The 13455-nt window shown below is 58.6% G+C and carries 10 protein-coding genes and 1 pseudogene; 4 read left to right on the top strand and 7 right to left on the bottom strand.

Annotation, left to right across the window (positions count from 1 at the left end; genetic code table 11):
• Window positions 1–50 precede the first annotated feature (50 nt).
• Together ACY4LX_RS22510 and ACY4LX_RS22505 are read right to left on the bottom strand one after the other, a co-directional pair.
• A complete protein-coding gene (locus tag ACY4LX_RS22510) occupies window positions 51–497 on the bottom strand; it encodes an NUDIX hydrolase (RefSeq protein ID WP_463260635.1) in 447 nt (148 codons plus the stop codon).
• Window positions 498–2657 (bottom strand): annotated as a pseudogene (locus ACY4LX_RS22505) (NADP-dependent isocitrate dehydrogenase); the annotation flags it as partial. It lies immediately after the preceding gene.
• Window positions 2658–3150: 493 nt separating this feature from the next.
• Here ACY4LX_RS22505 and icd point away from each other — a divergent pair.
• Entirely contained in the window at window positions 3151–4407 is a 1257-nt protein-coding gene (gene icd, locus ACY4LX_RS22500; RefSeq protein WP_010458895.1) for an NADP-dependent isocitrate dehydrogenase, read from the top strand.
• A gap of 81 nt (window positions 4408–4488) precedes the next feature.
• Here the strand turns inward: icd and cspD are convergent, their stop codons facing one another.
• Window positions 4489–4779, bottom strand: coding sequence for a cold shock domain-containing protein CspD (gene cspD, locus ACY4LX_RS22495; protein ID WP_149659913.1), 291 nt, complete (start codon window positions 4777–4779; stop codon window positions 4489–4491).
• Window positions 4780–5004: 225 nt separating this feature from the next.
• On the opposite strand from cspD, the gene clpS reads away from it, so the two are divergent.
• Together clpS and clpA are read left to right on the top strand one after the other, a co-directional pair.
• Window positions 5005–5388 (top strand): ATP-dependent Clp protease adapter ClpS, encoded by a 384-nt coding sequence (gene clpS, locus ACY4LX_RS22490; protein WP_020799529.1) that lies wholly within the window; start codon window positions 5005–5007, stop codon window positions 5386–5388.
• A gap of 30 nt (window positions 5389–5418) precedes the next feature.
• Window positions 5419–7689, top strand: coding sequence for an ATP-dependent Clp protease ATP-binding subunit ClpA (gene clpA / locus ACY4LX_RS22485; protein ID WP_123508924.1), 2271 nt, complete (start codon window positions 5419–5421; stop codon window positions 7687–7689).
• Window positions 7690–7935: 246 nt separating this feature from the next.
• On the opposite strand, the gene infA is transcribed toward clpA, so the two are convergent.
• From infA to trxB, 4 genes are all read right to left on the bottom strand, one after another.
• Window positions 7936–8154 carry a translation initiation factor IF-1 gene (infA, locus tag ACY4LX_RS22480; RefSeq protein ID WP_002553999.1) on the bottom strand — a complete coding sequence of 73 codons (219 nt, stop codon included), beginning with the start codon at window positions 8152–8154 and terminating at the stop codon, window positions 7936–7938.
• A gap of 111 nt (window positions 8155–8265) precedes the next feature.
• On the bottom strand, window positions 8266–8973 hold the full coding sequence (locus ACY4LX_RS22475) for an arginyltransferase (RefSeq protein WP_463257902.1): 708 nt from the start codon (window positions 8971–8973) through the stop codon (window positions 8266–8268).
• A gap of 57 nt (window positions 8974–9030) precedes the next feature.
• The gene (gene aat / locus ACY4LX_RS22470) at window positions 9031–9711 is read right to left on the bottom strand and encodes a leucyl/phenylalanyl-tRNA--protein transferase (RefSeq protein WP_149659911.1); all 681 of its coding nucleotides are present in this window, start codon (window positions 9709–9711) and stop codon (window positions 9031–9033) included.
• Window positions 9712–9775: 64 nt separating this feature from the next.
• The gene (trxB, locus tag ACY4LX_RS22465; protein WP_149659910.1) at window positions 9776–10735 is read right to left on the bottom strand and encodes a thioredoxin-disulfide reductase; all 960 of its coding nucleotides are present in this window, start codon (window positions 10733–10735) and stop codon (window positions 9776–9778) included.
• Between the two features lie 308 nt (window positions 10736–11043).
• Between trxB and ACY4LX_RS22460 the strand changes: the two genes are divergently transcribed.
• Entirely contained in the window at window positions 11044–13452 is a 2409-nt protein-coding gene (locus tag ACY4LX_RS22460; protein WP_133838662.1) for a DNA translocase FtsK, read from the top strand.
• Window positions 13453–13455: the final 3 nt, after the last annotated feature.

Genomic DNA, 13455 nt, shown 5'->3' with positions numbered 1-13455 from the left:
ATGAGTGTCTTGAAAAAGGACGCGATTCTAACAGGCCGAAGCCCGCAAGGCTAAAGAGAAGGGCGGATCAGTTCGAGACTGAAGTGTTTACCGTCCAGATAATCATCGATGCAGCGGATGATCAGCTCACTGCGCCAGTTTGCGCGCTGTTCCATGAGTTCGCCACGGGTCAGCCATTTGGCGCCGAGGATACCGTCGTCCAGTTGATAGTCGGGGTGGTGTTTGATGGCCTTGGCGGTGAAGCAGACCCGTTGATAGGTCACGCCGTTGCTCGGGGCGGTGTAGAGGTAAATGCCCACCACGCCGGTCGGCTCGACGTCCCAGCCGGTTTCCTCGAGGGTTTCGCGCACGGCGGCTTCGATCAGGGTTTCATCCGGGTCAAGGTGGCCGGCGGGCTGATTGAGCACCGCTCGTCCGCCCTTGGATTCTTCGACCATCAGGAAGCGGCCATTGTCTTCGACAATGGTGGCGACGGTGATGTGGGGTAGCCAGGTCATGAAATATCCTCCGGTCGAAAATCTGTAGGAGCGAGGCTTGCCCTGAACGGCGTTGAGCTCGGCAACGATGGTCGCTTCGTTCTCGGTCAGGGTTTTTGCCAGCTGGCCAAACTGCGCTTGCAGTGCAGTGTCTTCGGACTGGGCGGCCAGGGCTTGAGCCCAGTACAGCGCCAGGTAGAAGTGGCTGCCGCGGTTGTCGATGTTGCCGACTTTGCGCGATGGCGACTTGTTGTTGTCCAGGAACTGGCCGGTGGCCTGGTCCAGGGTCTTGGCCAACACCAGCGCTTTAGGGTTGTTGTAAGTAACACCCAGATGCTCAAGGGACGCGGCCAGGGCCAGGAACTCGCCCAGGGAATCCCAGCGCAGGAAGTTTTCTTCCAGCAACTGCTGAACGTGCTTCGGTGCCGAACCGCCGGCGCCGGTTTCGAACAGACCACCGCCATTCATCAGCGGGACGATCGACAGCATCTTGGCGCTGGTGCCCAGTTCCATGATCGGGAACAGGTCAGTCAGGTAGTCGCGCAGTACGTTGCCGGTCACCGAGATGGTGTCCTTGCCTTCGCGGGTGCGCTGCAGGGTGAACTTCATCGCGTCGACTGGCGCCATGATCTGGATATCCAGGCCGGCGGTGTCGTGATCCTTCAGGTAAGCCTGAACTTTCTCGATCACCACGCCGTCGTGGGCGCGCATTGGGTCCAGCCAGAAAATAGCCGGAGTTGCGCTGGCGCGAGCACGGTTGACGGCCAGTTTGACCCAGTCCTGGATCGGCGCGTCTTTGGTCTGGCACATGCGGAAGATGTCGCCGGCTTCAACCGACTGTTCCAGCAAGGTGCGGCCAGCACCGTCGGAAACCCGGACCACGCCGTTGCTCTTGATCTGGAAAGTCTTGTCGTGGGAGCCGTACTCTTCGGCTTTTTTCGCCATCAGGCCAACGTTTGGCACGCTGCCCATGGTGGTTGGGTCGAAAGCGCCGTTGACCTTGCAGTCTTCGATGACGGCCTGGTAGATGGTGGCGTAGCAGCGATCCGGGATCACAGCCTTGGTGTCGTGCAACTGGCCGTCAGTGCCCCACATCTTGCCGGAGTCACGGATCATGGCCGGCATCGAGGCGTCGACGATCACGTCGCTCGGCACGTGCAGGTTGGTGATGCCTTTGTCGGAGTTGACCATGGCCAACGACGGACGAACGGCGTAGACCGCCTGGATGTCCGCTTCGATCTGCGCTTGCTGCTCGGCCGGCAAAGCCTTGATGCGAGCGTACAGGTCGCCGATGCCGTTGTTCAGGTTGAAGCCGATCTGCGCCAGCACGTCAGCGTGCTTGGCCAGTGCGTCTTTATAGAACTCAGCAACGATCTGGCCGAACATGATCGGGTCGGAGACCTTCATCATGGTGGCTTTGAGGTGAACCGACAGCAGCACGCCTTTGGCTTTGGCGTCTTCGATTTCGGCGGCGATGAAGCTGCGCAGGGCGTTTTTGCTCAGCACGGCGCAATCGAGGATCTCACCGGCTTGCACGGTGGTCTTTGCTTTCAGGACGGTGGTGGTGCCGTCTTGAGCGATCAGTTCGATTTTGACGGCGTCAGCGGCGTCGATCAGGGCAGCTTTTTCGCTGCCGTAGAAATCGCCGGTGCTCATGTGCGCAACGTGGGACTTGGAGTCCGCAGCCCAGGCGCCCATTTTGTGCGGGTGCTTGCGCGCATAGTTTTTAACCGACAGCGGCGCGCGACGATCGGAGTTGCCTTCGCGCAGGACCGGGTTCACGGCGCTGCCCTTGATCTTGTCGTAACGCGACTTGGCTTCTTTGTCGGCCTCGGTGGTTACGGTTTCCGGGTAGTCCGGCAGAGCGAAGCCCTGGGCTTGCAGTTCTTTGATGGCGGCTTGCAGCTGCGGAACCGAGGCGCTGATGTTCGGCAACTTGATGATGTTGGCTTCAGGCGTAACGGCCAGGTCGCCCAGTTCGGCGAGGTGGTCGGCTACGGCTTTGTCACCCAATTGCTCGGGGAAGCTGGCCAGGATGCGCCCTGCAAGAGAGATATCGCGGGTTTCCACGGCGATATCAGCGGAGGCGGTGAAAGCCTCTACGATAGGCAACAGTGAATAGGTGGCGAGGGCTGGGGCTTCGTCGGTGAAGGTATAGATGATCTTCGAGCGGGTGGGCATATTCGGATTAACTCTCTTCTTTGCTAAAGCGTGCGCAGAAAACTCGAGGGGCGCCGGGTAAGCGCGTTCGTTCAAAGTCATCCATGAGCCGAATGTCGAGGTTTCTTCGCGGTGATGTTGGGTGCATCAGTCGAGCGTCAAGCGGGTGGGCTGCGGTAACAACCCGGCTTCAATCTGGCTGAAAGTCTCGTAATAGAGAGCTTGGCCTTTGTGACCCTTCGGTCAGCGGCGGCATTATACATAGGTAGCTGGCAATCTGCCGATGGTTCATATGCAACGATTCTCGTCCATTGGTCTAAAGGTCGCAGGCGAGGGGGCGGCGTAGAGTCTTGCACCGTGCTTGAGTTTGGCGCTTTTCCCTTTGCTTTCAGGCTTGTAGATCGCGAACTGCACAGCTTTGCGGCAGATGGGTGGAACATAGGGTTTGCGCGCCGATTTAACTGGGGTACGCTCGAACGAAGCCAGATGTTCAATCCAAACAATGGAGTTCAGCATGGGATACAAGAAGATTCAGGTTCCAGCAGTCGGCGACAAAATCACCGTCAACGCGGACCATTCTCTCAATGTTCCTAACAACCCGATCATCCCCTTCATCGAAGGTGATGGTATTGGCGTTGATATCAGCCCGGTCATGATCAAGGTTGTCGATGCTGCTGTTAAGAAGGCTTACGGCGGCGAGCGCAAAATTTCCTGGATGGAAGTCTACGCCGGGGAAAAAGCGACTCAGGTTTACGATCAGGACACCTGGCTACCTCAGGAAACCCTGGACGCAGTCAAGGATTACGTGGTTTCCATCAAGGGTCCGCTGACCACTCCGGTCGGTGGCGGCATCCGTTCGCTGAACGTGGCCCTGCGTCAACAGCTCGACCTTTACGTCTGCCTGCGCCCGGTGCGCTGGTTCGAAGGTGTGCCAAGCCCGGTCAAGAAGCCAGGCGACGTCGACATGACGATCTTCCGCGAGAACTCGGAAGACATCTACGCCGGCATCGAGTGGAAGGCCGGTTCGCCGGAAGCGACCAAGGTCATCAAGTTCCTGAAAGATGAAATGGGCGTCACCAAGATCCGTTTCGACGAAAACTGCGGCATCGGCATCAAGCCGGTTTCACTGCAAGGCACCAAGCGTCTGGCGCGCAAGGCGCTGCAATATGTGGTCGACAACGACCGCGATTCGCTGACCATCGTGCACAAAGGCAACATCATGAAGTTCACCGAAGGTGCCTTCAAGGAATGGGCCTACGAAGTGGCGGCTGAAGAGTTCGGCGCGACCCTGCTCGACGGCGGTCCGTGGATGCAGTTCAAGAACCCGAAAACCGGCAAGAACGTCATCGTCAAGGATGCCATCGCCGACGCCATGCTCCAGCAGATCCTGCTGCGCCCGGCCGAGTACGATGTCATCGCGACCCTGAACCTGAACGGCGACTACCTCTCCGACGCCCTGGCGGCCGAAGTGGGCGGTATCGGTATCGCGCCGGGTGCCAACCTGTCCGACACCATTGCCATGTTCGAAGCGACTCACGGGACTGCGCCGAAATACGCCGGCAAGGACCAGGTCAACCCGGGTTCCTTGATCCTGTCTGCGGAGATGATGCTGCGTCACATGGGCTGGACTGAAGCGGCTGACCTGATCATCAAGGGCACCAATGGCGCAATTTCCGCCAAGACCGTGACCTATGACTTCCACCGCTTGATGGAAGGCGCGAAGCTGCTGTCTTCTTCGGCGTTTGGTGATGCGCTGATTTCGCATATGTAAGCGAGTTCACGCACGACAAAAACCGCCCGATTCAGTGATTGAGTCGGGCGGTTTTTTTATGACTGGATGAGGTGTGCAGATTTACGCTGTAACGGTCTGCTGCGTGGCGGGCGCGGCGACCGGGGTAGCGTCTTCAGGCGCGCCAATATTGATCGCGTGCAGCCCTTTTGGTCCCTGAATGATGTTGAAGGTGACAGCTTGACCGGCTTTCAGGGTTTTATAACCATCCATCTGGATAGCCGAGTAATGGGCGAATAGATCTTCGCTGTGGCCATCCTCGATGATGAAGCCATAACCTTTGGCATTGTTAAACCACTTAACCTTACCTTTCGCAGTGCCTTTGATCTTCTCGTTGTCCTTGACACCTGACATACCCATATCCCTCTGCAACAGACTCCATCACTGGAGTATCATCCAGTACATCCGCAGTCTAATCTCACAAATAAGATTGACTCCGCGGACCTTTTTTACCCACTGTGGGCTCTATTGGTTGTAACACCGTTTTCCCGATAGTCAAGGTGACCGGGCAGTCGGAGTTGAAATCGTTGATAGCCGCCCCCACCACTGTATTTGCACAACTGACGAACCTTTCTTTCCATGCATGCAATCAGCCAGATTCGACTAACATTCAATCAGGATCGCCCGACTCTCCAAAAGGATCGCCCGGAGGAACACGACGACGATTCCGCAGGCATTGCTGTTCAGGAGGCCAAGCCTGCTTTACAGGCGCCGCCGATGTACAAGGTGGTTTTGTTTAATGATGACTACACACCGATGGATTTCGTCGTCGAAGTGCTCGAGGTGTTTTTTAACCTGAATCGCGAGCTGGCGACCAAGGTCATGCTGGCCGTCCACACAGAAGGACGGGCAGTATGTGGAGTGTTTACCCGCGACATCGCCGAGACGAAGGCCATGCAGGTCAACCAGTACGCCAGGGAAAGCCAGCATCCGCTACTCTGTGAAATCGAGAAGGACGGTTAATCGCCGACCACTTGGGTATGAGGTGAAGCTATGTTAAACCGCGAGCTCGAAGTCACCCTCAATTTAGCCTTCAAGGAGGCCCGTTCGAAACGTCATGAATTCATGACCGTCGAACACCTCCTGTTGGCCCTATTGGACAATGAGGCTGCCGCCACCGTTTTGCGTGCCTGCGGCGCAAACCTCGACAAACTCAAGCATGACCTGCAGGAGTTCATCGACTCCACCACGCCGTTGATCCCCGTCCATGACGAGGATCGCGAGACCCAACCCACCCTGGGCTTCCAGCGTGTTCTGCAGCGTGCTGTCTTTCACGTACAGAGCTCGGGCAAACGCGAAGTGACTGGCGCCAACGTGCTGGTCGCCATTTTCAGTGAGCAAGAAAGCCAGGCAGTGTTCCTGCTGAAACAGCAGAGCGTTGCACGCATTGATGTCGTCAACTACATCGCCCATGGCATTTCCAAAGTGCCGGGGCACGGCGATCACTCTGAAGGTGAGCAAGATATGCAGGACGACGAGGGCGGTGAGTCTTCTTCTTCAGGCAATCCTCTGGATGCTTATGCCAGCAACCTCAACGAACTTGCGCGCCAGGGTCGAATCGATCCGCTGGTAGGCCGTGAGATGGAAGTCGAGCGTGTCGCGCAGATCCTGGCGCGGCGCCGCAAAAACAATCCGCTGCTGGTGGGTGAGGCGGGCGTGGGTAAAACCGCGATTGCCGAAGGCCTGGCCAAGCGCATTGTCGACAACCAGGTGCCGGATTTGCTGGCCAATAGCGTGGTGTACTCCCTTGATCTCGGCGCCTTGCTGGCCGGGACCAAATACCGCGGCGATTTCGAGAAGCGCTTCAAGGCGTTGCTCAACGAACTGAAAAAACGTCCGCAGGCGATTCTGTTCATCGACGAGATCCACACCATCATTGGTGCGGGTGCCGCGTCCGGTGGCGTCATGGATGCTTCTAACCTGCTCAAACCGTTGCTGTCGTCCGGCGATATCCGTTGCATCGGTTCGACCACATTCCAGGAATTCCGCGGGATCTTCGAGAAGGATCGTGCCTTGGCACGGCGCTTCCAGAAGGTCGATGTGTCCGAGCCTTCGGTCGAAGACACCATCAGCATCCTGCGCGGCCTGAAAGGGCGTTTCGAAACGCACCACGGCATCGAGTACAGCGATGAAGCGTTGCGTGCGGCGGCTGAACTGGCTTCACGCTACATCAATGATCGGCACATGCCGGACAAGGCCATCGACGTCATCGACGAAGCGGGGGCCTACCAGCGCCTGCAACCGATCGAAAAACGCGTGAAACGCATCGAAGTGCCTCAGGTCGAGGACATCGTGGCGAAAATCGCGCGGATTCCGCCTAAGCACGTCAACAGCTCTGATAGAGAGTTGCTGCGTAACCTTGAGCGTGACCTGAAGCTGACGGTATTTGGCCAGGATGCCGCGATCGACTCGTTGTCGACTGCGATCAAACTGTCCCGTGCCGGCCTCAAGTCGCCAGACAAGCCCGTCGGTTCGTTCCTGTTCGCAGGTCCTACCGGTGTCGGTAAAACCGAAGCGGCGCGTCAGTTGGCCAAGGCGCTGGGCATCGAGCTGGTTCGTTTCGACATGTCCGAGTACATGGAGCGCCACACCGTATCGCGTCTGATCGGTGCACCGCCAGGCTATGTCGGGTTCGATCAGGGCGGTCTGCTGACCGAAGCCATCACCAAGCAGCCTCACTGCGTGCTGTTGCTCGATGAAATCGAGAAGGCGCATCCGGAAGTCTTCAACCTGCTGTTGCAGGTCATGGACCACGGTACGCTCACCGACAACAACGGGCGCAAGGCGGATTTCCGTAACGTAATCGTCATCATGACGACCAACGCCGGCGCCGAAACCGCAGCGCGCGCTTCGATCGGTTTCACCCATCAGGACCACTCGTCTGATGCAATGGAAGTGATCAAGAAGAGCTTCACGCCAGAGTTCCGCAACCGTCTGGACACCATTATCCAGTTTGGTCGCCTCAGTCATGAGGTCATCAAAAGCGTGGTGGACAAGTTCCTTACCGAGCTTCAGGCGCAGCTGGAAGACAAGCGCGTGCAGCTGGAAGTGACCGACGCGGCACGCAGCTGGCTGGCAGCGGGTGGCTACGACTCGGCCATGGGTGCTCGACCAATGGCACGTTTGATCCAGGACAAGATCAAGCGTCCGCTGGCCGAAGAGATCCTCTTTGGCGAACTGGCCGACCATGGTGGTGTGGTTCACATCGACCTCAAGGACGGCGAGCTGACCTTCGAGTTCGAGACCACGGCTGAAATGGCCTGACGTTAACCGCAACAAAGCAAAAGGCGCCGAAAGGCGCCTTTTTGCTGTCTGCAGTTTGTGCGCCGTTGATCGTTCCCACGCTCCGCGTGGGAACGCAGCCCGGGACGCTCCGCGTCCCAAAGGACGAACGCGGAGCGTCCGTTGAGGGTTTCCCACGCAGAGCGTTAGAACGATCAATCGTGGCGGATGGTAAATCCCGCGCACACAAAAACGCCCGGCATAACCGGGCGTTTTGTATTGACTTGATTAACGAGCGCGGTAAGTGATGCGCCCTTTGCTCAAGTCATAGGGCGTCAGCTCGACGCGCACTTTGTCACCGGTAAGAATACGAATGTAGTTCTTGCGCATCTTGCCGGAAATATGCGCGGTTACGACGTGCCCATTTTCCAACTCCACACGAAACATGGTGTTGGGCAGGGTGTCGACGACAGTGCCTTCCATTTCGAAGCTGTCTTCTTTCGACATGCAGTAAAGCCCTCGGTATCCAATGAATGGCCCGGTGCAACTGCGCCAGGCAAAAGCGGCGTGCATTGTGCCCGAAAAATGGGGTTTACGCCAAGCGGTTTACAGATTGCCTTAGTTCAGGATGACCCAGCGCTGATTAATCAGCAGTTCGATGGGGCGATACTGGGTCTTGTAGTTCATCTTTTTACAGTTTTTGATCCAGTAGCCGAGGTAAACCGCTTCCAGTCCCAGTCGCTGGGCTTCGGCGATTTGCCAGAGGATGGCGTAGCGCCCGAGGCTGCGATGGTCTTCGGCGGGCTCGTAGAAGGTGTAGACCGCCGACAGGCCATTGGGCAGCAAGTCGGTCACGGCCACGGCCACCAACCGACCGTCGAGACGAAATTCGTAGAATCGGGAAAACGGCAGGTCGCGTACCAGGAACGTCGAAAACTGATCGCGGCTCGGCGGGTACATGTCGCCGTCGGCGTGTCGCTGTTCGATGTAGCGCTGATAGAGATCGAAATACTCTTCGCTGAACTTCGGCCTGGCCGGGCGCACCTGTACATCGGCGTTGCGTTTGAAAATGCGCTTTTGCTGACGGTTGGGCGAAAACTGCGCCACGGGGATGCGCGCCGGCACACACGCATTGCAATTCTGGCAATGAGGCCGGTAGAGATGATCGCCGCTGCGACGAAAACCCATTTCCGACAGGTCTGCGTAGACATGCACATCCATGGGCTGGCTAGGATCGAGAAACAGGGTAGTGGCCTGCTCCTCGGGCAGATAACTGCAAGAGTGGGGCTGAGTGGCATAAAACTTCAGGCGCGCCAACTCGGTCATGATCAACCCTCGGGAAAAAGCTTTGAATTAAGTGTAAGCCACACACGCAAAAGTCGCTCAGTAAACCCAGGTGGCGCTATTGGGCTGATCCAGGTGTCGCGCCAGATAGTCGGCAAATTCCCTTCGGGGAATCGCCCGGGCACCGAGACTGTGCAGGTGATCGGTCGGCATCTGGCAATCGATCAGCACGAAACCCGAGTCTTTCAGATGTCGCACCAAGGTGGCAAAGCCAAATTTGGACGCGTTATCGGCGCGGCTGAACATCGATTCGCCGAAAAACAGCTGCCCCATGGCCAGGCCGTACAGCCCGCCGACCAGCTCGCCCTGGTCCCAGACCTCGACCGAGTGCGCATAGCCGCGCCGGTGCAGCTCCAGGTAGGCGTCCTGCATGGCTTCGGTGATCCAGGTGCCGTCGGCGTAATCCCGTGGTGCGGCGCAGGCGCTGATGACCGCGGCGAAATCCTGATCGAAGGTCACTTGATAGCGTTGTTGGCGCAGCAGTTTGCCGAGGCTGCGGGAAACGTGCAGTTCGTCGGGAAACAGAACCGTGCGCGGGTCCGGCGACCACCAGAGAATCGGCTGGCCTTCGGAAAACCACGGAAAGCAACCGTGGCGATAGGCCTGGATCAGGCGGTCGGCGGACAGATCGCCGCCCGCCGCCAACAATCCGTTGGGATCGCGCATGGCTTTTTCCAGGGGCGGGAAAGTCAGGGTGTTGCGTTGTAACCAAGTCAGCATGGCATCCGGGCTTGCAAAAGGGGAGGGCAGTGGCGGGCTTGTCGGTCCGCCGTGAATTGGAGCGTCACACGGTTGGAATATCGTCGAGGTATTTCTCGGCGTCCAGTGCGGCCATGCAACCGGCACCGGCAGACGTCACGGCCTGACGGTAAACGTGATCGGCCACGTCGCCCGCGGCGAATACGCCCGGGATCTCGGTAGCGGTGGCATCGCCTTCGTTGCCACCCTTGATCAGCAGATAGCCGTCACGCATCGGCAGCTGGCCCTGGAACAGATCGGTATTGGGCTTGTGGCCGATGGCGATAAACACGCCGGCCAGCGGTAATTCGCTCATCTCACCGGTATGGCTGTCGCGCAGACGGGCGCCGGTCACGCCGCTGGCGTCGCCCAGCACTTCATCGAGGTTCTGGTTCCAGTGCAGGCGGATATTGCCGTTGGCGGCTTTCTCGAACAGCTTGTCCTGAAGAATCTTCTCCGAGCGCAGTTTGTCGCGCCGGTGCACCAGATGGACTTCCTTGGCGATGTTCGACAGGTACAGCGCTTCTTCAACCGCCGTGTTGCCACCGCCGACCACCGCGACCACCTGATTGCGGTAGAAGAAGCCGTCGCACGTTGCGCAGGCCGAAACCCCTTTGCCGGCAAAGGCTTCTTCCGAGGGCAGCCCCAGGTATTGCGCCGAAGCGCCGGTGGCGATAATCAGCGCGTCGCAGGTGTAGGTGCCGCTGTCGCCGATGAGTTCGAACGGGCGCTGCTGCAACTTGGCGGTGTGGATGTGGTCGTAAACGATCTCTGTGTCAAAGCGCTCGGCGTGTTTTTGCATGCGTTCCATCAGCACCGGGCCGGTGAGGCCTTCGACGTCACCGGGCCAGTTATCGACTTCGACGGTGGTGGTGAGCTGGCCACCTGCCTGTATGCCGGTAATGACCACCGGTTTGAGGTTGGCCCGGGCGGCATAAACGGCGGCGCTGTAACCGGCAGGGCCGGAACCCAGAATGATCAGGCGTGAATGCTTGGACTCGCTCATAAAAACACCTCATAAGCCTTTGTCACAAAAGAGAATGCGTGCTCAAATTGAACCGTGTGTCATATGCGTTTGGCTATGCTACACCCAAGGACTGCCAGCATGGCATCGGGCGAACAAACCCGTACAATGCCTGCTTGTTACAGCGCTTGTATTAAAAAAAGCACTGCCTGCCCTGTTTTGAAACATCGGTGTGCAGTGTTAAAAGTAGTCCCGGTTGCATCGGTTAACTTTTTTACCTGCCTGGATTGGGTAGTTTTTTATAGTCATTCAACAGATGGACGCGCCATAGGCGCAGGAAAAGAAGCGTTTTGAAGAAATCCACCGCAGCACCTAAACCAGCCGTTGTACCGCTTTGGCGCCAGCATCTGCACTACCGACTCAAGGAAGGTGCATTGATCGCCATCGGCGCCCTGTGCCTGTTCCTGATGATGGCCTTGTTAACCTATGGCAAGGACGATCCGGGCTGGAGTCATAACAGCAAGATCGAGGACGTCCAGAACTTCGGCGGCCCGGTGGGCTCCTACAGCGCCGATATCCTGTTCATGGTGTTGGGTTACTTCGCCTACATCTTCCCGCTGTTGCTGGCGGTCAAGATCTACCAGATTTTTCGTCAACGCCATGAACCGTGGCAGTGGAGCGGCTGGTTGTTCTCCTGGCGGCTGATCGGCCTGGTGTTCCTGGTGCTGTCAGGCGCGGCCCTGGCCCACATCCATTTCCATGCGGCGACCGGCCTGCCGGCCGGTGCCGGCGGCGCATTGGGCGAAAGCCTGGGCGACCTGGCCCGCAATGCCCTGAACATCCAGGGCAGCACGCTGCTGTTCATCGCCCTGTTCCTGTTCGGCCTGACGGTGTTCACCGACCTGTCATGGTTCAAGGTGATGGACGTCACCGGCAAGATCACCCTCGACCTGCTCGAACTGTTCCAGGGCGCCGCCAATCGCTGGTGGGCGGCACGGGTCGAGCGCAAACAACTGGTCGCGCAATTGCGTGAAGTCGATGACCGTGTGCATGACGTGGTCGCCCCGACAGTCACCGATAAACGTGAGCAGGCCAAGGTCAAGGAACGCCTGATCGAGCGCGAGCAGGCCCTGAGCAAGCACATGTCGGATCGCGAGAAGCAGGTGCCGCCCGTGATTGCCCCGGCACCGCCGAAACCGGCCGCGCCGAGCAAGCGTGTGGAAAAAGAGAAGCAGGCGCCGTTGTTCGTCGACAGCGCCGTCGAAGGCACCTTGCCACCGATCTCGATCCTCGACCCGGCGGAAAAGAAACAGCTCAACTATTCCCCGGAGTCGCTGGCAGCCGTCGGCCACTTGCTGGAAATCAAGCTCAAGGAATTCGGCGTCGAAGTCTCGGTGGATTCGATTCACCCAGGCCCGGTCATTACCCGTTACGAAATCCAGCCGGCCGCCGGCGTCAAGGTCAGCCGCATCTCCAATCTGGCCAAAGACCTGGCGCGTTCCCTGGCCGTGACCAGCGTGCGGGTGGTGGAAGTGATTCCGGGCAAGACCACCGTCGGTATCGAGATCCCTAACGAAGACCGCCAGATCGTGCGCTTCTCCGAAGTGCTGTCGACCCCGGAATACGACAACTTCAAGTCCCCGGTGACCCTGGCCCTGGGCCACGACATCGGCGGCAAGCCGGTCATCACCGACCTGGCGAAAATGCCGCACTTGCTGGTGGCCGGTACCACCGGTTCCGGTAAGTCGGTGGGTGTGAACGCGATGATCCTGTCGATCCTGTTCAAGTCTGGCCCGGAAGACGCCAAGCTGATCATGATCGACCCGAAAATGCTTGAGCTGTCGATCTACGAAGGCATTCCGCATCTGCTCTGCCCAGTGGTCACCGACATGAAGGACGCGGCCAACGCCCTGCGCTGGAGCGTGGCGGAGATGGAGCGTCGCTACAAACTGATGGCGAAGATGGGCGTGCGTAACCTGTCGGGCTTCAACGCCAAGGTCAAGGAAGCCCAGGACGCCGGTACGCCGTTGACCGATCCTTTGTACAAGCGCGAAAGCATTCACGACGAAGCGCCGCTGCTGACCAAGCTGCCGACCATTGTCGTGGTCGTCGACGAATTCGCCGACATGATGATGATCGTCGGCAAGAAGGTCGAAGAACTGATCGCCCGTATCGCCCAGAAGGCCCGTGCGGCCGGTATCCACTTGATTCTCGCGACCCAGCGTCCGTCGGTTGACGTGATCACCGGTCTGATCAAGGCCAATATTCCGACCCGCATGGCGTTCCAGGTCTCGAGCAAAATCGACTCCCGGACCATCATCGACCAGGGTGGCGCCGAGCAATTGCTGGGCCACGGTGACATGCTCTACATGCCGCCGGGCACCAGCCTGCCGATCCGGGTTCACGGCGCGTTCGTGTCCGATGACGAGGTACACCGGGTGGTTGAAGCCTGGAAACTGCGCGGCGCACCGGAATACAACGATGAAATCCTCGCCGGTGTCGAAGAAGCCGGTAGCGGTTTCGACGGCGGCAGCGGTGGTGGCGATGACGACAGCGAATCCGACGCGCTATACGACGAAGCCGTGCAGTTCGTGCTGGAAAGCCGTCGCGCGTCCATTTCGGCGGTGCAGCGCAAGCTGAAAATCGGCTACAACCGCGCCGCGCGCATGATCGAAGCCATGGAAATGGCCGGGGTCGTGACGTCCATGAACACCAACGGTTCGCGTGAAGTCCTGGCCCCTGGCCCGGTGCGCGACTGATTT

This window comes from Pseudomonas sp. Emmai (assembly GCF_055179735.1).
Note: the sequence above shows the minus strand (reverse complement) of the source record. Positions and strands in the feature narration are given on the sequence as shown.

Bases quoted from the DNA above. Each gene is read 5' to 3' on its own strand.
- ACY4LX_RS22510 (WP_463260635.1), bottom strand. From the start codon at position 497: ATGACCTGGCTACCCCACATCACCGTCGCCACCATTGTCGAAGACAAT.
- icd (WP_010458895.1), top strand. From the start codon at position 3,151: ATGGGATACAAGAAGATTCAGGTTCCAGCAGTCGGCGACAAAATCACC.
- cspD (WP_149659913.1), bottom strand. From the start codon at position 4,779: ATGTCAGGTGTCAAGGACAACGAGAAGATCAAAGGCACTGCGAAAGGT.
- clpS (WP_020799529.1), top strand. From the start codon at position 5,005: ATGCATGCAATCAGCCAGATTCGACTAACATTCAATCAGGATCGCCCG.
- clpA (WP_123508924.1), top strand. From the start codon at position 5,419: ATGTTAAACCGCGAGCTCGAAGTCACCCTCAATTTAGCCTTCAAGGAG.
- infA (WP_002553999.1), bottom strand. From the start codon at position 8,154: ATGTCGAAAGAAGACAGCTTCGAAATGGAAGGCACTGTCGTCGACACC.
- ACY4LX_RS22475 (WP_463257902.1), bottom strand. From the start codon at position 8,973: ATGACCGAGTTGGCGCGCCTGAAGTTTTATGCCACTCAGCCCCACTCT.
- aat (WP_149659911.1), bottom strand. From the start codon at position 9,711: ATGCTGACTTGGTTACAACGCAACACCCTGACTTTCCCGCCCCTGGAA.
- trxB (WP_149659910.1), bottom strand. From the start codon at position 10,735: ATGAGCGAGTCCAAGCATTCACGCCTGATCATTCTGGGTTCCGGCCCT.